The organism is Methylobacterium marchantiae, assembly GCF_042679825.1.
Taxonomy (GTDB): Bacteria; Pseudomonadota; Alphaproteobacteria; order Rhizobiales; family Beijerinckiaceae; genus Methylobacterium; species Methylobacterium marchantiae.
The window spans coordinates 38920-61314 of sequence record NZ_JBHTND010000023.1 but is presented as its reverse complement, the minus strand read 5'-3'; the positions used below and the strand labels follow the sequence as shown (position 1 = coordinate 61314).

Here is a 22395-nt window from a genome sequence, read left to right as displayed (position 1 = left end):
TGCGATCCGGATGTCCCCGAGATACGCTCAGGTGCCGCCGAACAGGTCGGGCTCGCTGTTGTCGTGATCCACGAGACCCACGAAGGGGAGCTGGCGGTATTCGTGGGCCACATCCATGCCGTAGCCCACCACGAACACGTCGGGGCAGGTGAAGCCGACGAAGTCGGCATCGATCGTCACGGCGCGCTTGCCGGGCTTCTCGAGGAGTACCGCGGTCAGGACCCGCTTGGCGCCGCGCGCCATGAGCAGGTCCTTGGCGAAGACGACCGTGCGACCCGATTCCAGGATATCGTCCACGAGGAGGACGTCGCGCCCGCGGACCTCGCTCTCGACATCGCGTAGGATCGCCACCTGTCCCGACGACACCGTGCCGCTGCGATAGCTCGACAGATGCACGAACTCGACCTGCGGCGACAGGCCGGAGCGGTGCAGCGCCCGCAACAGGTCGGCCGCGAACATGAAGCTGCCCTTGAGAACCGCTACGACGAGAAGGTTCTCGGGCTTTGCCGCCACGATGGCGGCGGCGAGCTCCTCGTTGCGGTTCGCGATGGCGGTTTCGTCGAAGAGGACGCGGACGCGTCGGGTCGGGCTGGTCATGCGATCTCCCTATCACGCGCCGGTCCGGCTGGCATCGGTTTTCGCCTCGGAGGCGGGATGTGGCAACGCCTCAATGATTGCCGGTCGCCTCCGGCACCCCACGCTCGGGCGCGAACCCGACCTTGACGGTCCGGCCCTGCGCCGGGGGGGCGGACAGGCTCGCCCGGAATCGAGCGGTCTCGCGATCCTCGAGGTTGGAGCGCGGCGGCGCCACGGTCCAGCGGTAGATGGTTTGATCCTGCGCGTCGCGCACCTCCACCTCGATCGGCGGCACCGGAACGGTTGTGCCGGCCACGCCGACCACGTCGCCCTCGATGACGAGTTGGGACGCGGCGCCCTCGCCCTGGGTCTGGAAGGCCGCGACGTCGCGGATGTCGAGGCCGCGCAGGTTCACCGGCATGCCGATCCGGGCATAGAGCCCGGCGCTCTGGGGCATGGCCCGGACCACGGTGCTGCGGGCGAGGAGCGCCAGCGGAATTCCGGCGAGAAGGGCGAGGCCGAAGGCGGCGGCCGGGGAGGGGCCGCTCCAGCGCTTAGCCGGCGGCGGCTTGCGCGGACGGGATGGGCGGACCGGCATCTCCTCCGGAACCTTTTCGGGCTCGGGCATCGCCGCCCGACCGGTATCCTCGGCCAGGGCCGCTTCCCAGGCATCGAGATCGGCCTGCGCCTCGCCGCGTCCCTCCATCGACCCCATGGCGGCCTGGATCTCGGCCATCTCCTCGGCGAGGGCGGCGGACACTTCGTCGGGCGAGATGAACCAGGTCTCGCGGCAGGCCGCGCAGCGCACGGAGCGTCCCTCCGCGCCGACGCGGTCGGTATCGATCACGTATTCGCTTGCGCAGGACGGGCAGACGATCAGCATGGCGAATCGGCGCCTCGGATTGTCGATCGGCAGTTGCCGGTTCGAAGAAAAAGACTCACACCGTCATCGCCGAACGCGGTTAATCCTCCGTGAAGCGGCGGGACGGGGAGGACGCGCTTGTCAGCAGGACCGGGCTTGGACGGATGGCGGATATCGACGAAGCCGGGCGCAACGCGTGACCGGTGACAGCCTCCTGTCGGGCGTCGAGGAGCCCGTTGTCCAGTTCGAGAACGTCGGCATGCGCTACGGCCTCGGGCCCGAAGTGCTGAGCGACGTGAGCTTCCAGATCGCGCCGCGCTCGTTCCAGTTCCTCACCGGCCCGTCCGGTGCGGGAAAGACCACCCTGCTGCGCCTGATCCTGCTCTCGGTCCGGCCGACCCGCGGCCTGGTCTCGGTCTTCGGCGAGGAGGTCAGCGACATCTCCAACGAGGCCCTGACCGGTCTGCGCCGCCGGATGGGCATCGTGTTTCAGGATTTCCGCTTGCTCGACCACCTCACCACCTACGAGAACGTCGCGCTGCCCCTGCGCGTCCAGGGTCGCGCCGAGACGAGCTACCGCGCCGAGGTGGTCGAACTCCTGCGCTGGGTCGGTCTCGGCGAGCGCATGCACGTGCTGCCGCCGCTCCTGTCCGGCGGCGAGAAGCAGCGCGCCGCCATCGCCCGCGCGCTCATCGCCCGACCGGACCTGCTCCTGGCCGACGAACCCACCGGCAACGTCGATCCGGGCCTCGGCCGGCGCCTGCTGCGGCTGTTCATCGAACTCAACCGGCTCGGGACCTCGGTCCTAATCGCGACCCACGATTTCGCCCTGATGGACCTCGTCGACGCGCCCCGGCTCGTCCTGGGCCAGGGCCGTCTGCAGATCGAACCCTGATGGGTCAGCCGAGCCCACCCCCGCGTCCCTCGGCGCCCGTCGCAGCCGAGCAGGAGACCGCGCTTCCGGCGACCCTGCGGCGCAACGCGCCCCTCGTCCCCACCGATTCGGCGGCGAGCCGGGCGCTCGCCGCGGTCATCGCGATCCTGACCTTCCTCGCGGCACTCTGCGCCGGTGCGGCGGAGATCGTCGCCTCCAGCGCCAACCAGTGGCAGGGCAGCGTCGCCCAGGAGGTGACGATCCAGGTGAGGCCGAGCGCCGGCCGCGACATCGACGCCGACGTGGCCAGGGCCGAGGCGCTGGCGAAGGCCACGGCCGGCATCGCCACGACCCGAGTCTTCTCGAAGGCCGAGGCGGAGCGCCTGCTCGAACCCTGGCTCGGCAGCGGCCTCGACCTCTCGGACCTGCCCGTGCCCCGCCTCGTCACCCTGAAACTCGCCGAATCGCCCCTTCCCGACCTGAAGGGATTGCGCGGCTCGCTCAGCGAGGCCCTGCCGGGGGTGGCGAGCCTCGACGACCACGCCCTGTGGCTCCAGCGGCTCTCGACGATGGCCAACACCTTCGTGGGCATCGGCATCGGCATCGTCGCCCTGGTCCTGATCGCCACCGGCCTCGCCGTGATCTTCGCCACGCGGGGAGCCATGGCCGGCAACCGCGAAGTGGTTGAGGTGCTGCATTTCGTCGGCGCGAACGACGATTTCATCGCCCGCGCCTTCCAGCGCCGGTTCTTCCGCCTCGGTCTGCGCGGCGGGATCATCGGCTCGTGCCTGGCGCTGGCCGTCTTCGCGCTGGCGGGTCTGCTCGCCCAGGTCTGGCGCTCGGGGCCGGCTGGCGACGAGATCGAGGCGCTGTTCGGCGCGTTCCATATCGGCTGGCGCGGCTATGCCGCCGTCCTGCTCATCGGTGTGATCGCCTCCGTCGTCACCGGCATCGTCTCGCGGCTGACCGTCAGGCGGTTCCTGCGCTGATACCGGGCGCGGGGCGTCGGCGGCGTGAACCCGCGCACCCGCCGAATTCCCTGCACAAATCGCGTTAACCATTCGTAAACCCATCGGGGCGGAAATATCGCCTCGCGGATGCCGCATTCGGCACTACCCTCGGAGGATGGCCACGCGGATGTCAGGATACGGCACCACTCGCCCCCCGGAGGCGTTCGGTTGGGTCTGGCCGCAAGGCCGGGCAGGCTCGTCGGTGCCTCCCGTGCGGATCGCGATGGTGATGTCTCCAACCCTGCAACGCCTCGGCCATGTCGTACTCGGGCTCGGTGCCGTCGCCGTCCTGGCACTGCTCGCCGGATTCTTGGTCTTCGCCGGGTCCATCGCCCGCGACGAGCGCACCCTCGACGGACGTGCCGACGGGATCGTGGCGCTGACGGGCGGGGCCCAGCGGATCGGTGATGCGATCGATCTCCTCGCGGGCGGCTACGGCCGGCGCCTTCTGATCACCGGCGTCAACGAGCGGACGAGCCGCGACGAGATCGCCCGGCTCAACCCGAGCCAGCGGCACTGGATCGAGTGCTGCGTCGATCTCGACTACCGGGCGCGCAACACGATCGGCAACGCCATCGAGACGCGGCGCTGGATGCGTCAGCACCGGTTCAACACCGTCGCCGTGGTCACCTCGAACTACCACATGCCCCGCACGCTGGTCGAACTCGACCACGCGCTGATGGGTAGCGACCGCGTCCTGCCCCATCCCGTCATCGCGGAAGGCTTCGACGCCGACCGCTGGTGGCGTCACCCCGGCACAGCGCGGCTGATCGGCTCGGAGTACCTGAAGTTCCTCGTCTCCTGGGTCCGCACACGGTTCGAAGCCGACCCGGAACAGTCGCGAGCGGCGATCATGATGGGCCGCGGAAAGCCCATCAAGCTGGTCTCCGAAGCGGTGATGCGCGCGCAGTACTGACGGGGTGGTTCAGCGCGAGGCGGTACGTCCGACACTCACCGTGACGATCTTAGCCCCGGCCTGCGTGGATGCGGCGACCGGCGAGGCCGGTGGGATATCGGCCTTCGACACGGGACCGCGCCTGTTGCGCGAGACGATACGAGGCCCGGAATTGCGAACCCGACGCTCGGCACGAGGCGGCGCGTCGATCACGTAGACGGTCGGGGTTCCGACGGAGGCCGGACGGATTCCCGTCACGGTGGGCACGCCGTAAGTGCCGTAGCCCCAAGCGCTCGGGACCAATTCGGTGGGCCGCGGGAAACGGGTCAACGGCGCCCCGAGGTAGTCGCCGCGGATCAGGGGGCCGGCATAGCTCTCGTCGAACCGCTGAAGCGATCCGCCGTGATGGCCATAGCTGGACGCGATGATGGTCTGCGCTTCCGCTGCCTGGGGAAAGGCAAATTGGGAGCAGGCAAGGCCGAGGCCCAGCAGGCATCCGAGCTTCGAGGCATGCGCGTACCTCGACCATCTGTGCGTGTGCGACATTCGAACCTCGTTGCATGCGGCGGGATGGGCATGAACCGCGCGGTGTCGACGGTCGTTCCGAAAGTCGGTGGGGCGCCAGAGGCGAAGATTGCGTAGAGGCCATCGGCCCCGATGGTGGCGGACCGGTACGGGCGTCGCCTTAGCGGCACGTGGTGACGCGGCGGACGATCCAGCCCTCGCCATCCACGAACATGCGCTTGCGCGACTTGGTGCAGGCGAGCCCGTCGTCCTCCGCCTCGATGCTGAGGGCCACCTTGCCGAGTTCGGCATCGTGATGGGGGGAGGAGGGAGAGGCGTTCTCCGTGACCGGCATTGCCTCGGCGGAGAGGGAAGACAGGCCGAGGATGAGCGCCGCGCCCAGCGCAGCGGAAAAACCGAACCGTTTCGTCATCACAACCTTGCCCGCGTGCCGTTTCACCGGAACGCCTTCGAAGACCCAAGCCATTGCGCCAATTGCAGCGCTTGGTCTGTAAAGTCGCGTCGAGCCGAAACGGTTGCAGTGCAATGACGTGACGCACCCCGAAAAGCGCGGGGTGCGTCGTCCTGTGCGATCTCACACGGCGGCGATCCTGCCGCGCGGTCGGATCAATGGGCGGCGGTGACGGTGAGCATCGGCAGGGTCACGGCGAGTTCCGAGGTCCCGAGGATGCGGGGCGCAAGGGAAGGAAGAGCCAAGGCCGCGATGCCCAGGGCGAGGCTCAGCCCCAGGAGCGACGTTTCGATGCCGCGATAGAATACGTCCATTCTAGCCCCTCCAACCTTCAGGATCGACGCGATCATGGCCGGGGGTGGGTTAACCAAATCCTCCGCGTCGGAGCGGGACGCGAAGTCGATCTGCGGCGGTGATCGCCCGGAAGCGGTCACGCCCTGCCGAGGGCGGCCATGTGGACGAGGTCGGATTCGGGTGGCTTCAGCAGTGAAGCGGCCAGATTGGCTTCGAGGACGATGAGATCGCTGTCCGGATCGGGCTCCCAGCCGCACGCGCAGCCGCCGGGCCCCTCATGGGCGTCGGCGATCTGCCGGTACAGCACACCGATGGTACGCGCCGCCACCGCCAGGGCCTGGAGCGCCGGGAGCGGATTGCGGTTCAGGCTGGTCCAGAAGGCGCGGCGCAGTGCCTCGTCCAGCTCGCTTCCCTCCTTGGGCGGCTCGATACAGGGGCGCGTCGAACGGACGGCGCTCACGCGAGCTCTCCTTTCGTGATCGGAACGGGTTCGGACGCCAGCATCGGCTCCCTCGCTGCGGCCAGGAAATCGACGAGGTCGGAGATGCGGTGCAGGCGCATGTCGACGGCGCATCCGTCCCACCATGCCAGTCGCGCATATCCGCGGATCAGTTCCAGCATCCGTTCCATCTCGGCCGGCCTCCTCGTCCCGCGATCACATGATCTGCGGGCATAAAAAGCGAAGCTGACCGATCAAGCAAGTGTATTCGCGAATATTGGAAAGAGTATAAGGCACATGCCGGCTGGCTCATTAGCAGTTTAGATTTGGATTTATTCTATTCTTTAAGGCAATCTCTGATCTTCTCGTCTATGGCCAGTGCCGTGCAGAGGCCGGTTCAGGGAAGGCATCGGCCGGCAGGCGGTTCGGAGGCGATGCCGACGAACGAACCTTCCGACTCAATTCGCGCACGGTCGGCCGATCGACCGGCGAGCATTTCGGCCGTTGAGCGGCGGCGAATTCTCGTGCCCGAACCGACGATCGAATCCTAAGCAGGTTCGCATTGGCACGCCAACGCTTCACGTTGCTTAGGCCCTTGATATGTCGCAGGTTTTTGTCGCAGAACCGATGACTACTTCTGCAAAACCTGCTTGGTTTCAGCTGAAATCGGGTATTCCAAGCCGTGTGCGTACCCGCACATCGATGTGCAAAGGGGCTGACTACCTGATGGTCAATCCCACATTGATCCTGGCAACCTGCTTGTGGCCGTTCTCGCGAGGAATGGGTCTCATCGGTGCGCCGAAAGGCACCGGATCTGAACGGATCGGGCAATCGGTAGTCGAACGATGACCATGACGCACACGCCTCCGACCGAGGACGGCCTGTCCCTGAAATTCTGGGGCGTCCGCGGTTCCACGCCCGTCAGCGGGCCGGATTATGCCGAGTTCGGCGGCAATACCCCGTGTCTCGAGATCCGCTGCGGCACGCGCCTGTTCGTGGTCGATGCCGGCTCGGGCCTGAACGCCTGCGGCCTGCATCATCGCGAATCGATGCCCAAGGAGATCGATCTCCTCTTCAGCCACCTGCATCTCGACCACACCGCCGGCCTGCCGTTCTTCAAACCGGTGGTCTTCAACCCCGAGCGGACGATCAACACCTATTGCGGCAATCTCGGTGGGGACAGCGCCAAGGCAGCCCTGGACAGGCTGTTCTCGCCGCCGCTGTTTCCGGTGACCCTCGACATCCTTCCCTGCACCCTGGCCCATCACGGTTTCAAGGCCGGGGAGCCGCTAACTTTCGCCGACGGATCGCGTGTCGACACGATCCTGCTCAATCATCCGCAGGGATCGGTCGGCTATCGCTTCGACCATGCCGGCAAGCGTCTCTGCATCATCAGCGACATCGAGCATTCCGACCCCTGGCCGGATGAGTCCCTGCGCCGTTTCGTGGAAGGGGCCGACCTCCTCGTCTATGACGGCATGTTCACCGAGGCCGAGTATCCGCGCTGCTGCGGCTGGGGACATTCCACCTGGCAGAAGGGCGTCGAACTGGCGAAGGCCGCCGGCGCCAAGGCTCTCGCGATCATTCACCTGCACCCCGCCCACAGCGACGCGACGCTGCGCGCTGTCGAGGACGAGATGCAGGCGGTGATGCCGACGGCCTTCATCGCGCGAGAGCGCCAGACCGTCGAGGTCGGGGAGGCGATGGAGCGGGCCTGCAGCACCCCGCACCTCGCCCTGATCAAGACGGCCTGAGGAAGGCGCCCGCCTCAAGCGGCCTGTTCGCGTCCGAGACGGCTGTTGCGGCGACTCCAGGCGAAGTAGATCACGAGGCCAAGCGCGAGCCACGCGACGAGGCGGAGCCAGGTCTCCCCATCGAGGGAGACCATCATCGCAAAGCAGCTGACGATGCCGAGGATCGGCACCAGCGGCACCAGCGGCGTCCGGTAGTCCCGGCGCGCATCGGGCTGAGTCCGGCGCAGGATGATGACCCCGGCGCAGACCAGCATGAAGGCCAGCAGCGTGCCGATGCTGGTCATGTGGCCGAGCTGGCTGATCGGCAAGAAGCCACCCAGCGCACTGGTGAACACCATGAAGAACAGGTTCGAGCGGTAGGGCGTCTTCCAGGTCGGATGGATCTTCGAGAAGAAGCCCGGCAGCAGCCGGTCCTGGCTCATGGAGTAGAACACCCGGCTCTGGCCGAGCAGCAGCACCAGGATCACGGTGGAGAAGCCGGCGATGACGCCGAGCGTGACGAGGCTCTTCAGCCACGGGAACGGCGTCTGCGCGATGGCCGTGTTCACCGGCGCGGCATCGCCCTTCATGGCGTCGTAATGGACGAGGCCGGTGAGAACGCCGGCGAAGGCGATGTAGATGACCGTGCAGATGGCGAGCGAGCCGAGGATGCCGATCATCATGTTGCGCTGAGGGTTCTTAGCCTCCTGCGCCGCGGTGGAGACCGCATCGAACCCGACATAGGCGAAGAACACCACGCCGGCGCCCCGCATGATTCCGCTCCAGCCATACTCGCCGAAGGTGCCGGTATTCTCGGGGATGAACGGCACGTAGTTCTGCGCCTTGATGTAGAACAGGCCGACACCCACCACGACCGCCACCACGGCGAGCTTGATCGCCACCACCACGGCGTTGACCCGGGCGGATTCGCGGATGCCGATCATCAGCAGGGCGGAGGCGCCGACGATGATGAGGATCGCCGGCAGGTTGACGAGGCCGTGCGCGGTTGCGCCGTCCGCCAGGGTGTAGGTCTCGAAGGGCGAATGGACGAGGCTGGGGGGGAGGTTGATGCCGAGCGTGTCCCGAAGGAAGCGGGTAACGTAGCTCGACCAGCTCACCGAGACCGTGGCGGCGCCCACCGCGTATTCGAGGACGAGGTCCCAACCGATGATCCAAGCCACGAACTCGCCCATCGTGGCGTAGGCGTAGGTATAGGCCGAGCCCGCCACCGGGATCATGCCGGCGAGCTCGCTGTAGCACATGCCGGCGAAGGCACAGGCGATCGAGGCGATGGCGAAGGAGATGACGACGGCGGGGCCCGCATGCTCGGCCGCGGCGATCCCGGTGAGCGAGAACAAGCCCGCGCCGATCACCGCGCCGATGCCGAGGGCGACGAGGCTCCAGGGGCCGAGAGTGCGCTCGAGCTTGTTCTCGCCGCCTTCGGCATCGGAATTCAGTCGATCGAGGGATTTCGTCCGGGTGAGATCGCCTGCGAGGCCTGATGCCATGGATCGACGTCCTTCATGGTCGGAGCGCGGGTGTCCGACGTTCAGCGGCATCGCGACTATGCAGCTTTCTCGCCACGGACTTGGCTTTGAAGGGCATAACCTTGGCCTTTCACTGGAGTTCCGGCAAAGGAACTCTTCACTTTCAGGCCCTCACCGTGGCGGCTGCAACGTGGCGGCCGCCAGCGAGCCATCCGCCAGATCCCTGAGGATGGCCCCGGCACGGGCGGCGATCTCCGCTCCGGCGGTCTCCGGCGTGCCGGCGGAGAAGGGCGGCTCCGGTGCATATTCGGCGACGAGCTGGCTCGTCCTGGCGTGATCGTCGCCGCGCAGGCGAGCCGCGAGGACGAGGGCGAAGTCGAGGCCGGCGGAGATGCCCGCTGCCGTCATCCGGTTGCGGTCCACCACCACCCGCCGGTTCACGGGAATCGCACCGAGGCGGGGAAGCACGGTCTCTCGCACGCACCAATGCGACGTGGCGCGGTAGCCGGCGAGCAGCCCGGCGGCACCGAGGATGAGCGAACCGGTGCAGACGCTGGTGATCCAGGACGCCCGGGCCGCCCGCTCGCGCAGGAAGGCCAGCGTCGCCTCGTTTCGCATCTGGCCGGGCGTCCCGTCGCCGCCCGGAACGAAGAGCACGTCCACGTCGCGCGGACAGGTCTCGAAGCTCGTGTCGGCCACGAGGCTCAGGCCGGTATCGCTCGGCACCGGTCCCGCCTGACGGGCGACGAGGTGCAGGCGGTCGCCAGCAAGGCCCGAGAGGATCGCCTGCGGCCCCACGAGGTCGAGAGCCGTCATGCCCGGAAACATCAGCATCGCGATCCGCACGGGCGGCCCGGCGGGTGCGGGCAGTGCTTCGGCGGCGACCGTGCCGGACAGGGCCGCCGCTGCCAGGCCGGCGGTGAAGGCGCGACGATCCATCGGCATTTCTATCCCCTCTTGGCGCGGCTCCCGGACCCGGTCCGACGATCCCTCGACGAGGCCGGCGCCATGGTCCGATCCGTCGCATGTGGATGCCCGTCACACACCCCATCTTAACCGTGTCCCGGCGGGATGCGTGACAGGGTAGGATGCGCTACAACCCCGGGACATGCTACGGCCCCGCCATCGACGTCAGGCGGACCGATCCGATACGGCCGGTCCGAACCGGACGATTTCCTGCCCAACGATCAGAATACGACGAGCCATGACACGCGACGTCCTCGAAACCGGCACCGAAGACCTGAACGGGATGGGCAGCGACGGGCGGCCGAACCTGTCCGCGACCATCCGCACCCATCTCGGCGATCATCTCCGAACCGTCTACGACCGCCTCGGCGCCGATGAGCCGTCGACGCGCTTCGCCGAACTCATCGAGAAGCTGGAAGCCGCCCTCAAGGCGCGCGGCGAGCAGGTGGAGCCCGAGTTCCGCAACGGTCTGCTCGCGGCGGTGCCGTCGCTAAGGGCCTTCGCGCTCTCGCTCACCAGCAACCCCGCCCGTTCGGACGATCTGGTGCAGGACACCCTGCTGAAGGGCTGGCAGCACCGCGCACGGTTCCAGCCGGGCACGAACCTGAATGCTTGGCTGTTCACGATCCTGCGCAACATCTTCTACTCGGATCACCGCAAGCGCGTGCGCGAGGTGGAGGACCAGGACGGCTCCTACGCGGCGCGCCTCGCCACGGCGCCGCACCAGGGCGACCGCCTCGACGTGGAAGATCTGCAGACGGCCCTCGCCAAGCTGCCGCCCGACCAGCGCGAGGCCCTCGTCCTCGTCGGCGCCGAGGGCGTGTCCTACGAGGAGGCCGCCACGATCATGGGTTGCAAGGTCGGCACCGTGAAGAGTCGCGTGAGTCGTGCCCGCGGGCGTCTCGCCGAACTGCTCGGCTACGACGAGGAGGATCTCAGTTCCGACCGGCTGATCCAGTCCGCCATGCCGAAGGACACCTGACATCCGAACGGGGGCACCCGCCGCGGATGCCCCCGCCGACGACCCATGACGAACTGCCGAGATAGCCGTTTTCCGTGTCCTCTCAGACCAGGGACGTCATTCTCCAATATCGGGCCGATCTCGGGAGAATCCGGCAAAATCGATTTTCGAGGCATCCCTTTCCGGAGATCGGGCGTTACTGCCCCGAACCCCCGCTGAGCGTCACCGTTCGCGGGTCATCGGATACGGAGACCTCGACCATGAACATCAAGACCCTTCTCGCCGCTTCGGCGATCGCCCTCTCCCTTCCGCTCGCTGCCCAGGCGCAGGGCCTCGTGCGCGGTGCCGAGCGCGGCGCGCAGGATGGCGCGGATGTGGCCGGCCCGGTGGGTGCCATCGTCGGTGGCGCGGTCGGCGCTGCGACGGGAACCGTCGGCGGCATTCTCGGCGTCGATGACCGTCCCCGCTTCCGCCAGTACGTCACCCGCGAGCGTCACACCTCCTACAATTACGACGGAGACGTCCGCGTCGGCGCTACTCTGCCCGGCAGCGGCGTGACCTATTACGAGGTGCCGTCCGAGTACAACGCCCGCGGCGCGCGCTACACCATCGTCAATGACCGTCCGGTGCTGGTCGATCGTAGCCGTCGCATCGTCGAAGTCATCGACTGATCTCCGGCCTCGATCGGTCTTCGGGCCCGATCAGAGCCCCCGGCGCCTCGGCACCGGGGGCTTTTTTCATGCCCCGTCGAGGGAGAAGTGTGAAATATTCGGTTCGTCACGAGCCGACCAACATTTGTGAGTCGGACGGCGCAACACTTGTCGTGCCCGGACCGTTATTGGTTTCGAGCGAGGGAGACACCCGACATGGCGAATGATCCCATCTTCGACATCGATACTCCGATCCCCGGGAAGCCGGCCTCCCTGGAGGTCGATCCGGCGCTGCCGGAGCCGGTGCGCGATCACCTCGGCCAGCAGTTGCGCTCCGTCTTCGCCACGAACGACGATGCGCCCCGGTTCCTCGGCGATCCCGCCGTGCCGGAAGAGTTCGCGCCTCAGCTGCGTCGTCTGGAGACCCGGCTGAAGACCCATGAAGAGGGTACCGTCGCCGTCGAACAGGCCCTGGACGGGATGCTCGACGACCTGAAGGAGGTCCACTCCGTCCCGGCCCGTTGCACGCCCTGATCGATCGGCGATCGCGATCGCGGCATTGACCGAGGCGATGACCGTCAGGCGACGAGTTGATCCGTGCCGAACGCTGCCTCGTCGAGCCCGTCCCGTCTCTCGACCTTCCGCACCGGGCTATTTCGGCAGACCCGATTTCTCCCCTGGGCCTTGGCCGCATAGAGAGCCGCATCGGCCCTGAGTATCGCGGGTTCGATGTCGGTCTCGCCCGGCTCCACCATGGCGACACCGATGCTCGCCGTGACCCTCATGGTCTGACCCGCGATCGGGAGGGCGCAACAGGCGGTCGCGAGGCGCAAGCGTTCGGCGATGGCCAAGGTCTGCTCTGGCCCCGCGCCGGGCAGGACGGCCAGGAACTCCTCGCCGCCCCAACGGACGGCGATGTCCTCTCGGCGGATGGTGCTGGCGAAGAGGCCGGCGAACGTGATCAGGACTTCATCACCGCTCAGATGCCCGAAACGGTCGTTGATCGACTTGAAATGATCGATGTCGGCCATCAGGATGCCGACCGGCTGCCCTTCCCATTTCGACTACCAGGCTTGGTGCAGGGTCTCGATCAAACCCCGACGATTGGCGAGACCGGTCAACGGATCGGTCTGCGCAAGACGGCCGAGACGAAGGCTGGCGCGTTCGCCCGACATGGCGAGATACGCGAAATGGACCAGGACGCCGGACACCTGATCGACCGCGAGAGACATGCGGGCGGCCTCCTCGGTCTGCATCGGCAGGTCCGTCGCCAGGAGAATGGCCAGTGAGGCCGCGAAGCTCAGAGCATAGAAACTCATCGCAGCAACGATGATGTATTGCGACCAGAGACGGTCACCCGCGCGCGTCCGAAGACATTCATAGACTGCCAGGATCGTGGTCAGCAGGCAGGGCGCGAAGACGAGCGCAAGGGCGATCCGTGGCGACAGGCCGACCAGCAATGCCCCGGTATGCAGGAGCCCGGGTAGCCAGGCCAGAAGCATGAGATGAGACGGCGCGACCGATCGGCCATAGAAGAGCCGCAGCCCGCTCCATGCCAAGGCCAGGCTCGCCCCGAAGCCGCAATAGGTCACCAGCCCCCGCGACAGCGGCATCCACCCGCCCAAAGGCCCGCTCATCATGAACAGGGAGGTGAGGACCGAGAAGAGGATCGAACCGATCCAGTGCCAGAGATAGATCTCGCGGCGCTGTCTCAACACGACCACGATGAACACGGCCAGATAGGCCCCGCGCGACGTCAACGTCGCAAACTGAAGCGTATCGACGTCAAGGGACACGATTCCGACCTCTCACTATACGCCGGTGACGACGCGACGGACGGCGCTTCCGCCACCGAGGGGCATCCGATACGCGATGGGCGTACCGACGCCGCGATGCGGATCGCCATTCCTGAAATGCCACAGTGTTGGAGAATTCAGCGATATCAAATATTATTGTGTGCTTGATCTGTGTTCCAATGTCGGCTGAGAGTGAGGCCATTTTATTAATGCATATAAAACAAATATGTCGAATTTGCCAGTATGCCAACCATATCTATGATCTGTCCTGCCGTGAAATCAGATCGCCACATGAGCGATAGCCAAGAAGGCGACAAGCAGACATTCATTCGAGGAAATGTAAGAAAGGGTTATTGTCTCGTTCATAGGCTGATCTGATGACAAGGACCGGCTCCCCTCGTGCTGAGGCCATCGACGGACGCCACCGATCGATCTCCGCGGTATCATGGAGGTCGCGTCTTCATCCCGAGGGACGGCAAGGGGCGGCGTGGGGCGTGGCTATCCGGCATCTGGGTCTCGCGGGAATCGTCTTGGCGATGGGCTCCTCGATCTGTTTGGGTGCAGACGAAACCTCTCCCATTGGCGTGCCGCTTCCGACGAGGTCGGGCTTTGCCGCGGGCGATATTCTGGTGCGGGGCCGAGTCATCGGCATGTTCGCGGTCGACGAACGATCTCGGATCGATCTGATCGAGGGTACGGTGAGGTTGCCCGCGATGATCCTGCCGGACGCCGACGTCACGTATTTCCTCACCGGCAATCTCGCCGTCGCGGGACAGGCCGGCATCAGCCGGACCAAGCCGGTCATCAAGGGATCGCTGGTTGGAGACATCCCGATCGGAGCGATCAGGAGCTTCGGCGCCTCAGCGGTGATCCAGTATCATGCTTTCTCCGACGGGCCGTTCAAGCCCTATATCGGCGTGGGCCTCAGCCTGTCCGTACCGCTCCGGACCGACCCCGCCGGCGGCTTCGTGACCGCCTTCAGCGTCGATCCCATCGCCGGCCTGCTGCTCCAGGCCGGCTTCGACTATCATCTCGGCGGCAATTGGTACGCCAATGTCGAGGTCAAGAAGATCTGCCTTCCCAGCTACACTCTGGGAAACGTCGGTATCGGCGCCACGGTCGAGATGAACACGGTGATCGTCGGCAGCGGCATCGGCTACCGCTTCTGAGCCGCCTTAGGGTCGACGATGCTCGCTCCGGGACGCGACGATCGAGCCCCGGAGCGAATGTCGAGCGGCCCGGACGTCAGAGGGTCGGCTTCGCTGCGAGGATGTCGCGAATCTCGCCGAGCAGCTTCACGTCGGCCGGCGTTTCGGGAGCGGGCTTCGCCTCTTCCTGCGTCTGAAGCTTGTTCATGGCCCTGATGACGAGGAACAGCACGAAGGCGACGATCATGAAATTGAGCGCCACGGTGATGAACTGGCCGTAGCCGATCACCGCGCCCTGCTTCTTGGCGTCGACATAGGCCGCGCCCTTCTGCACGCTCGAGGACAAGGCGATGTAGTAGTTCGAGAAGTCGAGGCCGCCGGTGACCGCGCCGATGATCGGCATGAATACGTCCTGGACGGCCGAGGTGACGATGGCACCGAAGGCGGCACCGATGATCACGCCGACGGCCAGGTCGACGACGTTGCCGCGCAACGCGAACTTCTTGAATTCTTCCAGCACCGATCGCCTCCCGAGACGCCGCCCTTGAGGGCCCCGAATCGAGGTTAGGCGAGGCGATCAGGATTCGACAGGCGCCGTGCCGCTCTGTCCACGGCCGGTTGCGTCGAGCGGCAGGGTCGCGCCCTCGTCCTCCGCCGACGAAGCGAGGCGATCTTCCAGTTTCGCCCGGCGCCGATACTGCGCCGCCCCGATGGGCAGGGTGATCAGGTAGCCGCCCGCCATCACCACCATCGCCTCGAACGGGAAGCTGATGAACAGGCCGAAGGCGGCGACCACGACGAGGAAGATCGGCAGCACCCATTCGCGCGGCACGCGCTTGCCCATGGTCTTGCCGGAGAAGGTCGGCACCGTCGAGACAACCAACAGGGCGATGCAGAGCGTGTAGCCGAGCACCACCGGCGCCGCCCAGCGCTCGAACGGCAAGCCGAGAAAGTGGAGATAGAGCGGCAGCATGGCGGTCAGCGCGCCGGCCGGGGCCGGCATGCCGACGAAGAAGTCCTTCTTCCAGGCCGCCCGGTTGGGGTCGTCGAGCATGGCGTTGAAGCGGGCGAGACGCAGGGCCATGGCGATCGCGAAGATCAGGGCGACGATCCAGCCGACCGAGCGCAGTTCCTTCAGGGCGAAGCCGTAGAGGATCAAGGCCGGGGCGCAGCCGAAATTGACGAAATCGGCGAGGGAATCGAGTTCCGCCCCGAAGCGCGACGTGCCCTTGAGCATGCGGGCGACGCGCCCGTCGATCCCGTCGAGGAACGCCGCCGCGACGATGGCGATCACCGCCGGTTCGAACTTGCCCTCGAAGGCGAGGCGGATCGCGGTCAGCCCCAGGCACACGGCCATCAGGGTGATCATGTTGGGCGCGATCATCCGGAACGGCACCGACTTGAAGCGGCGCGGCTTCGGCTCGTTGGCATCGGGTTCGAAGGGCGGAAACAGATCGTCCATGAGGCGCCCTCTGAAGGCCGGGCGAACAGTACGAGGCACCGTTCGCGGAAGATCGAAGCGCCGGCTTCCCGGCGGCGCGAGGCGAGCGTCGAGCGAGACTAGATCCGGCGGAAGCCGCGCTCGGGACCGCCGCCGAGATCGGCGAGCACCGTTTCGCCCGCCACCGCCTTCTGGCCGAGGCCGACCAGCACGCGGGTGCCCACGGGGAGGTAGACGTCGACCCGCGAGCCGAAACGGATCAGGCCGAAGCGCTCACCCACGTTCAGGGTGTCGTTGGCATGCACCCAGCCGACGATGCGGCGGGCCACCAGACCGGCGATCTGCACGACGCCGATCCGCAGGGAGCTGCCGCGATGGGTGGTCTCGATGACGAGGCCGTTGCGCTCGTTGTCGTCGCTGGCCTTGTCCAGTTCGGCATTGAGGAACAGGCCGGGCGTGTAGACGATCTGGCCGATCTTGCCGGTCACGGGAACGCGGTTCACGTGGCAGTCGAACACGTTCATGAAGACCGAAATCCGCGTCATCGGCTCCTGCGGCAGGTCGAGCTCGGGCGGCGGCAGCACGGTGGAGATCAGGTTCACCCGCCCGTCGGCAGGCGACACCACGAGGCCGTCCGCCACCGGGGTGACACGCTCCGGATCGCGGAAGAAGTAGCAGACCCACAACGTGAGGATCAGGAAGATCCAGCCCGCGAACTGCGCGAAATAGCCGAACAGGACCGTCAGCACGATGCCGATCAGGATGAAGGGATACCCCTCCTTGTGGATCGGCACGAGGGTTCGACGGATCGTCTCAAGCAGATCGGACATGAAGATTCGCTACTCCTGCGGGCCGATGGATCGGCCGCACCCGCTATGCGGCCGGGTTGGCAGCCCGGACGTCCGCCGTCAACTCTAACCCCCGCACGGCAAGGCAACGGCACCTTCGCTGGCGGCCCGCCGTCCGCCGCCGCTTCGCGGCGCCGATCTTGATGACATCCTTATAAAATCGGCCTTCGCCCTCTCTCGAATTCATACGCGCATCCCGGCCAGTATCGCCCGTCGGCAAACCCGGACCTGCGCGGCGGATGCCCGCCCGCAGGTGTGCTCCCCGTGGGGAGAAGCGGTTTGGCCGGCGCGACGATCCGGAGACCTGCGTCCCATGTCCGACATCCTGTTCCTCGCCGGAGGCCTCGCCTTCTTCGCGCTCAGCGCCGGCTACGCCGCCCTGTGCGACCGGCTCTGACGGGGCGCCCCTACCATGACCCTCGATCTCGCCCTCGGCGCCCTCGTGACCCTCGGGCTGCTCGCCTACCTCACCTACGCCCTCGTCCGCCCGGAACGGTTCTGACCGGCGGTTCTGAAGGATCGACACCCATGACGTTCAACGGATGGTTCCAGATCGCGCTGTTCGGCGCGGTCGTTCTGGCGCTGGTCAAGCCCCTCGGCGGCTACATGACCCGCGTCTTCACCGGGGAGCGGACGCTCCTCTCGCCCCTCGTCGAACCGGTGGAGCGCGGTCTCTACCGGTTCGCCGGCATCGACCGGGACCAGGAGCAGCATTGGCTCGCCTATGCCGGCGCGATGCTGCTGTTCCACGCGTTCGGCTTCCTCGTCCTCTACGCGCTCCTGCGCGTCCAGGACCTTCTGCCCTTCAACCCGGCCGGCCAGGCAGCGGTGGCGCCGGACCTCGCTTTCAACATCGCGGCGAGCTTCGTCACCAACACCAACTGGCAATCCTACGGCGGCGAGACCACGCTCTCGTACCTGTCGCAGATGCTGGGGCTGACGCACCAGAACTTCCTCTCGGCGGCCACCGGCATCGCGCTGTCCATCGCCCTGGTACGCGGCTTCTCGCGCGCTTCGGCGAAGACGGTGGGGTCGTTCTGGGTCGATCTCACCCGCACCACCCTCTACCTGCTGCTGCCGCTCTGCATCGTCTACACCCTTTTCCTGGTCTCCCAGGGCATCCCACAGACGCTCGGCCCCTATCTCGATGTCACGACCCTGGAAGGGGGAAGGCAGACCCTGGCGCTCGGGCCGGTGGCGAGCCAGGTGGCGATCAAGATGCTCGGCACCAATGGAGGCGGGTTCTTCAACGCCAACGCCGCCCATCCGTTCGAGAATCCCACCGCCCTGTCGAATTTCGTGCAGATGGTCTCGATCTTCGCCATCGGCGCGGCGCTCACCAACGTCTTCGGCCGCATGGTCGGCGACGATCGCCAGGGCTGGGCGATCCTCGGCGCCATGGGCGCGCTGTTCCTCACCGGGATCGCAGTGGTCTACGCCGCCGAGAGCGCCGGCAGCCCCGTGCTGAACGCCCTGCATCTCTCCGGCGGCAACATGGAGGGCAAGGAGGTCCGCTTCGGCATCGTCGCCTCCGCCCTGTTCGCCGTCGTCACCACTGCCGCTTCCTGCGGGGCGGTGAACGCCATGCACGATTCCTTCACGGCGCTCGGCGGCATGATCCCGCTCATCAACATGGAACTCGGCGAGGTCATCGTCGGCGGCGTCGGCGCCGGGCTCTACGGCATGCTGGTCTTCGTCATCGTCACGATCTTCGTGGCCGGCCTCATGGTCGGGCGCACGCCGGAATATCTCGGCAAGAAGATCGAGGGACGCGAGGTCAAGATGGCGATGCTCGCCATCCTGTGCCTGCCGCTGATGATGCTCGGCTTCACCGCTTTGGCCACCGTGGTCGCCGCCGGCCTCGCCGGACCCGCCAATGCCGGTCCGCACGGCTTTTCCGAAATCCTCTACGCCTATACCTCGGCAGCGGCCAATAACGGCTCGGCCTTCGGCGGCCTCACGGCGAACACCGCCTTCTACAACACGACGCTCGCCATCGGCATGCTGTTCGGCCGGTTCTTCGTCATCGTGCCGGCCTTGGCCATCGCCGGGTCGCTGGCGGCCAAGAAGACCCTGCCCGCCTCGGCCGGCACCTTCCCCACCCATGGCGGCCTGTTCGTCGGGCTGCTGGTGGGCGTGATCCTGATCGTCGGCGGGCTCACCTTCTTCCCGGCGCTCGCCCTCGGGCCGATCGTCGAGCATCTCGCGGGTGCCGCCGGCCAGACCTTCGGGACGGGAGGCTAGGGATGCGCCACGCCATGCCGCCGCGGATGGTCGGCCGCCACCGGCCCCGACCCCGCTCCGCGAGCCGCGCCCGTCCCGCCGAAGCACGCGCCTCCGACATCGTGCTCGCGATCACCGGCATCGTCGTCCTCGGGGCGCTGGCCCTCTACGCCGCGCTCCTCCTCGTCGAGCGGGCCGTGCCGGGTTGAGCCGAACCCACCCTCTCCCTCTGCGGGAGAGGGGAATGCGCACTGCCCACGCGATCCTCTCCTTCTCGGACCTCAGAGTCTCCCATGACCCGCCCATCCTCCTCCAGCCTGTTCAGCGCCGCCCTCGTCGGGCCGGCGCTCGTCGGCAGCGTCAAGAAGCTCGATCCCCGCGCCATGATCCGCAACCCGGTGATGTTCGTGGTCGAGGTGGTGGCCATCCTCACCACGATCCTGTTCGCCCGCGACCTCGCCACGGGCGCCCCGGACCTGGCCTTTTCCGGCCAGATCATCCTGTGGCTCTGGTTCACCCTGGTCTTCGCCAATTTCGCCGAGGCCCTGGCCGAGGGACGCGGCAAGGCCCAGGCGGCGAGCCTGCGCCGCACCCGCACCGAGACCAGCGCCAAGCGCCTGCGCGGCAACGGTGCGGATTACGAGACCGTGCCCGCCACCGCCCTCAGGGTCGGCGACGTGGTGCTGGTGGAGACCGGCGACATCATCCCCTCGGACGGCGAGGTCATCGAGGGCGTCGCCTCCGTCAACGAGGCCGCGATCACCGGCGAATCCGCCCCCGTCATCCGCGAATCCGGCGGCGACCGCTCGGCCGTCACCGGCGGCACGCAGGTCCTGTCCGACCGGATCAGGGTGCGGATCTCGGCCGCCAGCGGCTCGACTTTCGTCGATCGCATGATCGCCCTGGTGGAGGGGGCCTCGCGCGCCAAGACGCCCAACGAGATCGCCCTCAACATCCTGCTCGCTGGCCTGACGCTGATCTTCGTCTTCGCCGTGGCCTCGATTCCGAGCTTCGCCTCCTATGCCGGCGGCGCGATCCCGCTCATCGTCCTCGTGGCACTGTTCGTGACCCTGATTCCCACCACCATCGGCGCCCTGCTCTCGGCCATCGGCATCGCCGGCATGGACCGGCTGGTGCGCTTCAACGTGCTCGCCATGTCCGGCAGGGCGGTGGAGGCGGCGGGCGACGTCGACACGCTCCTCCTCGACAAGACCGGCACGATCACCCTCGGCAACCGTCAGGCCACCGAGTTCCGCCCCGTACACGGCGTCTCGGAGCAGGATCTCGCCGATGCGGCCCAGCTCGCCTCGCTGGCCGACGAGACCCTCGAGGGCCGCTCCATCGTCGTGCTCGCCAAGGACAGGTACGGCATCCGCGCCCGCGACATGGCGAGCCTCAACGCCACCTTCGTGCCGTTCACGGCGCAATCGCGCATGAGCGGCGTCGATCTCGACGGATCATCGATCCGGAAGGGCGCGGTGGATTCCATCGTGGCCAGCGTCGGGCAGCCGCCCATGGCGAGCCGCGGCTCGAACGCCGCCATCGCCTACAAGCCATCCGCCGATTCCCTGGAGATGCGCGAGGTCCAGTCCATCGCCGAGGAGATCGCCAAGGCCGGCGGAACGCCGCTCGCCGTCGCCCGCGACGGACGCCTCCTCGGGGTGATCTATCTCAAGGACATCGTGAAGGGCGGCATCCGCGAGCGCTTCGCCGAACTGCGCCGGATGGGTATCCGCACCGTCATGATCACCGGCGACAACCCGATGACCGCCGCCGCCATCGCCGCCGAGGCCGGGGTCGACGATTTCCTGGCCCAGGCCACTCCAGAGGACAAGCTGGCGCTGATCCGCAAGGAGCAGGCGCAGGGCAAGCTCGTCGCCATGTGCGGCGACGGCACCAACGATGCTCCGGCCCTTGCCCAGGCCGATGTGGGCGTCGCGATGAATACCGGCACCGTGGCCGCCCGCGAGGCCGGCAATATGGTCGATCTCGATTCCGACCCCACCAAGCTCATCGAGATCGTCGGCATCGGCAAGCAGCTCCTGATGACGCGTGGAGCACTGACCACCTTCTCCATCGCCAACGACGTGGCGAAGTACTTCGCCATCATCCCGGCGATGTTCCTCGGGCTCTATCCGCAGCTGCAGGCGCTAAACGTGATGGGGCTGGCCTCGCCGCAGAGCGCGATCCTGTCGGCGATCATCTTCAACGCGCTCATCATCGTGGCGCTGATCCCGCTCGCCCTGCGCGGCGTGACCTACCGGGCCGTGGGGGCCGGTGCACTCCTGCGCCGCAACCTCCTCGTCTACGGCCTCGGCGGCCTCGTCGTCCCCTTCCTCGGCATCAAGGCCATCGATCTGGCCGTGACGGCCCTGCATCTAGCCTGATCGAGGCACCCCTTTCCCGGCCGCCTGCAGCGAAGCGGAAGGTGAGCCGGGGCCCAGCATCAAAAGTCGCGAAGCGTCGAAACGTCAGCGACGTCCCTATCGAGCCGCTGGCGCGGCGCTTGTCGCGCGGGTTCCCGGATCACCGTCCGCCGATGCTTCAGGCGTCCGGGAAAGGGGAGCCCGAACCACTCCTCCACACCACGCGAGACCGTCATGCTCACCCAGCTCCGCCCCGCTTTCGTCCTCATCGTCGCGCTCACCGGCATCACCGGCCTCGCCTATCCCCTGGCCATGACCGGCATCGCCGGTCTGGTGTTTTCGTCCCAGGCCGCCGGCAGCATCGTCCTGCGTGACGGCAAACCCATCGGCTCGGCCCTCATCGGCCAGTCCTTCACCAGCGCGCGCTATTTCCAGGGCCGGCCCTCCGCCACCAGTGCCGCTGACCCGGCCGATGCCGCCAAGACCGTGCCGGCGCCCTACAATGCGGGCAATTCCGCGGGCTCGAATCTCGGCCCGACCAGCGCCGACCTCGCGACCCGCGTGAAGGCCGATCTCGACGCCCGGCAGGTCGAGAACCCGGAACTGCCCGTCCCCGTCGACCTCGTCACGGCGAGCGGGTCGGGCCTCGATCCCGACATCTCGCCGGAGGCCGCCCTGTTCCAGGTGTCCCGCGTGGCGACGGCCCGCGCCCTGCCGGAAGCTCGCCTGCGTGCCCTCGTGGAGTCGAAGATCGAGGGACGGCTCCTCGGCGTGCTAGGCGAACCCCGCGTGAACGTGCTTGCCTTGAACCTCGCCCTGGACGATCTCGGATCGCGATAGACCCTCTCGA

27 protein-coding genes and 1 pseudogene are annotated in these 22395 nt (G+C 67.1%); 14 read left to right on the top strand and 14 right to left on the bottom strand.

What is annotated here, in order from left to right:
* Positions 1-27: 27 nt before the first annotated feature.
* Positions 28-597 carry a hypoxanthine phosphoribosyltransferase gene (gene hpt / locus ACFQ4G_RS16220; RefSeq protein WP_238207224.1) on the bottom strand — a complete coding sequence of 190 codons (570 nt, stop codon included), beginning with the start codon at positions 595-597 and terminating at the stop codon, positions 28-30.
* 70 nt (positions 598-667) lie between these two features.
* Positions 668-1459, bottom strand: a complete 792-nt coding sequence (locus ACFQ4G_RS16215) for a zinc-ribbon domain-containing protein (protein WP_238207222.1) — start codon at positions 1457-1459, stop codon at positions 668-670.
* Positions 1460-1634: 175 nt separating this feature from the next.
* Between ACFQ4G_RS16215 and ftsE the strand changes: the two genes are divergently transcribed.
* From ftsE to ACFQ4G_RS16200, 3 genes are all read left to right on the top strand, one after another.
* Positions 1635-2333: a cell division ATP-binding protein FtsE gene (ftsE, locus tag ACFQ4G_RS16210; RefSeq protein WP_238207221.1), complete on the top strand. Its 699-nt coding sequence runs from the start codon at positions 1635-1637 to the stop codon at positions 2331-2333.
* Positions 2333-3301: a cell division protein FtsX gene (locus ACFQ4G_RS16205; RefSeq protein WP_238207218.1), complete on the top strand. Its 969-nt coding sequence runs from the start codon at positions 2333-2335 to the stop codon at positions 3299-3301. Before ftsE ends, ACFQ4G_RS16205 begins: the two co-directional genes overlap by 1 nt.
* 244 nt (positions 3302-3545) lie before the next feature.
* Entirely contained in the window at positions 3546-4238 is a 693-nt protein-coding gene (locus ACFQ4G_RS16200) for a YdcF family protein (RefSeq protein WP_379040603.1), read from the top strand.
* Positions 4239-4247: 9 nt separating this feature from the next.
* Here ACFQ4G_RS16200 and ACFQ4G_RS16195 read toward each other — a convergent pair whose 3' ends face one another.
* From ACFQ4G_RS16195 to ACFQ4G_RS16175, 5 genes are all read right to left on the bottom strand, one after another.
* Positions 4248-4763, bottom strand: a complete 516-nt coding sequence (locus ACFQ4G_RS16195; RefSeq protein WP_238207215.1) for a hypothetical protein — start codon at positions 4761-4763, stop codon at positions 4248-4250.
* Positions 4764-4902: 139 nt separating this feature from the next.
* Positions 4903-5154, bottom strand: coding sequence for a hypothetical protein (locus ACFQ4G_RS16190; protein WP_238207213.1), 252 nt, complete (start codon positions 5152-5154; stop codon positions 4903-4905).
* Positions 5155-5348: 194 nt separating this feature from the next.
* Positions 5349-5507, bottom strand: coding sequence for a hypothetical protein (locus tag ACFQ4G_RS16185; protein WP_238207211.1), 159 nt, complete (start codon positions 5505-5507; stop codon positions 5349-5351).
* 116 nt (positions 5508-5623) lie between these two features.
* Positions 5624-5947: a hypothetical protein gene (locus tag ACFQ4G_RS16180; protein ID WP_238207209.1), complete on the bottom strand. Its 324-nt coding sequence runs from the start codon at positions 5945-5947 to the stop codon at positions 5624-5626.
* The gene (locus ACFQ4G_RS16175; protein WP_379040600.1) at positions 5944-6108 is read right to left on the bottom strand and encodes a hypothetical protein; all 165 of its coding nucleotides are present in this window, start codon (positions 6106-6108) and stop codon (positions 5944-5946) included. The genes ACFQ4G_RS16180 and ACFQ4G_RS16175 overlap by 4 nt, the downstream gene beginning before the upstream one ends.
* A 663-nt stretch (positions 6109-6771) precedes the next feature.
* Here ACFQ4G_RS16175 and ACFQ4G_RS16170 point away from each other — a divergent pair.
* Complete coding sequence (locus tag ACFQ4G_RS16170; protein WP_238207205.1) at positions 6772-7680, top strand: MBL fold metallo-hydrolase; 909 nt, start codon at positions 6772-6774, stop codon at positions 7678-7680.
* Between the two features lie 14 nt (positions 7681-7694).
* On the opposite strand, the gene ACFQ4G_RS16165 is transcribed toward ACFQ4G_RS16170, so the two are convergent.
* Positions 7695-9167, bottom strand: a complete 1473-nt coding sequence (locus ACFQ4G_RS16165) for an amino acid permease (RefSeq protein ID WP_238207203.1) — start codon at positions 9165-9167, stop codon at positions 7695-7697.
* Between the two features lie 150 nt (positions 9168-9317).
* On the bottom strand, positions 9318-10091 hold the full coding sequence (locus ACFQ4G_RS16160) for a DJ-1/PfpI family protein (RefSeq protein WP_379040597.1): 774 nt from the start codon (positions 10089-10091) through the stop codon (positions 9318-9320).
* Between the two features lie 259 nt (positions 10092-10350).
* On the opposite strand from ACFQ4G_RS16160, the gene ACFQ4G_RS16155 reads away from it, so the two are divergent.
* From ACFQ4G_RS16155 to ACFQ4G_RS16145, 3 genes are all read left to right on the top strand, one after another.
* On the top strand, positions 10351-11094 hold the full coding sequence (locus tag ACFQ4G_RS16155; RefSeq protein WP_238207201.1) for a sigma-70 family RNA polymerase sigma factor: 744 nt from the start codon (positions 10351-10353) through the stop codon (positions 11092-11094).
* Positions 11095-11333: 239 nt separating this feature from the next.
* Positions 11334-11744: a DUF1236 domain-containing protein gene (locus ACFQ4G_RS16150; protein WP_238207199.1), complete on the top strand. Its 411-nt coding sequence runs from the start codon at positions 11334-11336 to the stop codon at positions 11742-11744.
* A gap of 195 nt (positions 11745-11939) precedes the next feature.
* Positions 11940-12257 carry a hypothetical protein gene (locus ACFQ4G_RS16145; protein ID WP_238207197.1) on the top strand — a complete coding sequence of 106 codons (318 nt, stop codon included), beginning with the start codon at positions 11940-11942 and terminating at the stop codon, positions 12255-12257.
* Positions 12258-12301: 44 nt separating this feature from the next.
* Here the strand turns inward: ACFQ4G_RS16145 and ACFQ4G_RS16140 are convergent.
* Both ACFQ4G_RS16140 and ACFQ4G_RS16135 read right to left on the bottom strand, forming a co-directional pair.
* Positions 12302-12766: pseudogene (locus tag ACFQ4G_RS16140) on the bottom strand (GGDEF domain-containing protein); the annotation flags it as partial.
* A 21-nt stretch (positions 12767-12787) separates the two neighbouring features.
* A complete protein-coding gene (locus tag ACFQ4G_RS16135) occupies positions 12788-13519 on the bottom strand; it encodes a GGDEF domain-containing protein (protein ID WP_238207194.1) in 732 nt (243 codons plus the stop codon).
* 377 nt (positions 13520-13896) lie between these two features.
* Here ACFQ4G_RS16135 and ACFQ4G_RS16130 point away from each other — a divergent pair, with 377 nt between their 5' ends.
* Positions 13897-14688 carry an OmpW/AlkL family protein gene (locus ACFQ4G_RS16130; RefSeq protein WP_379040593.1) on the top strand — a complete coding sequence of 264 codons (792 nt, stop codon included), beginning with the start codon at positions 13897-13899 and terminating at the stop codon, positions 14686-14688.
* Between the two features lie 76 nt (positions 14689-14764).
* Here ACFQ4G_RS16130 and mscL read toward each other — a convergent pair whose 3' ends face one another.
* The 3 genes from mscL to ACFQ4G_RS16115 all read right to left on the bottom strand — a co-directional run bounded on the left by mscL (position 14765) and on the right by ACFQ4G_RS16115 (position 16938).
* A complete protein-coding gene (gene mscL, locus ACFQ4G_RS16125; protein ID WP_227437509.1) occupies positions 14765-15187 on the bottom strand; it encodes a large conductance mechanosensitive channel protein MscL in 423 nt (140 codons plus the stop codon).
* Positions 15188-15244: 57 nt separating this feature from the next.
* Complete coding sequence (locus ACFQ4G_RS16120) at positions 15245-16129, bottom strand: CDP-alcohol phosphatidyltransferase family protein (RefSeq protein ID WP_238207192.1); 885 nt, start codon at positions 16127-16129, stop codon at positions 15245-15247.
* Between the two features lie 98 nt (positions 16130-16227).
* Positions 16228-16938, bottom strand: a complete 711-nt coding sequence (locus ACFQ4G_RS16115; RefSeq protein ID WP_238207191.1) for a phosphatidylserine decarboxylase — start codon at positions 16936-16938, stop codon at positions 16228-16230.
* Between the two features lie 271 nt (positions 16939-17209).
* Here ACFQ4G_RS16115 and ACFQ4G_RS16110 point away from each other — a divergent pair, with 271 nt between their 5' ends.
* The 6 genes from ACFQ4G_RS16110 (at position 17210) to ACFQ4G_RS16085 (ending at position 22385) form a co-directional block, all read left to right on the top strand.
* Complete coding sequence (locus ACFQ4G_RS16110; RefSeq protein ID WP_238207190.1) at positions 17210-17353, top strand: hypothetical protein; 144 nt, start codon at positions 17210-17212, stop codon at positions 17351-17353.
* Between the two features lie 15 nt (positions 17354-17368).
* A complete protein-coding gene (locus tag ACFQ4G_RS16105) occupies positions 17369-17458 on the top strand; it encodes a K(+)-transporting ATPase subunit F (RefSeq protein WP_238207189.1) in 90 nt (29 codons plus the stop codon).
* Positions 17459-17484: 26 nt separating this feature from the next.
* Positions 17485-19200, top strand: a complete 1716-nt coding sequence (kdpA, locus tag ACFQ4G_RS16100; RefSeq protein WP_238207188.1) for a potassium-transporting ATPase subunit KdpA — start codon at positions 17485-17487, stop codon at positions 19198-19200.
* Between the two features lie 2 nt (positions 19201-19202).
* Positions 19203-19388: a hypothetical protein gene (locus ACFQ4G_RS16095; RefSeq protein WP_238207186.1), complete on the top strand. Its 186-nt coding sequence runs from the start codon at positions 19203-19205 to the stop codon at positions 19386-19388.
* 84 nt (positions 19389-19472) lie between these two features.
* Positions 19473-21566, top strand: a complete 2094-nt coding sequence (gene kdpB / locus ACFQ4G_RS16090) for a potassium-transporting ATPase subunit KdpB (RefSeq protein WP_238207184.1) — start codon at positions 19473-19475, stop codon at positions 21564-21566.
* A 213-nt stretch (positions 21567-21779) separates the two neighbouring features.
* Positions 21780-22385 (top strand): K(+)-transporting ATPase subunit C, encoded by a 606-nt coding sequence (locus ACFQ4G_RS16085; protein WP_238207183.1) that lies wholly within the window; start codon positions 21780-21782, stop codon positions 22383-22385.
* The last annotated feature ends 10 nt before the right edge of the window (positions 22386-22395 follow it).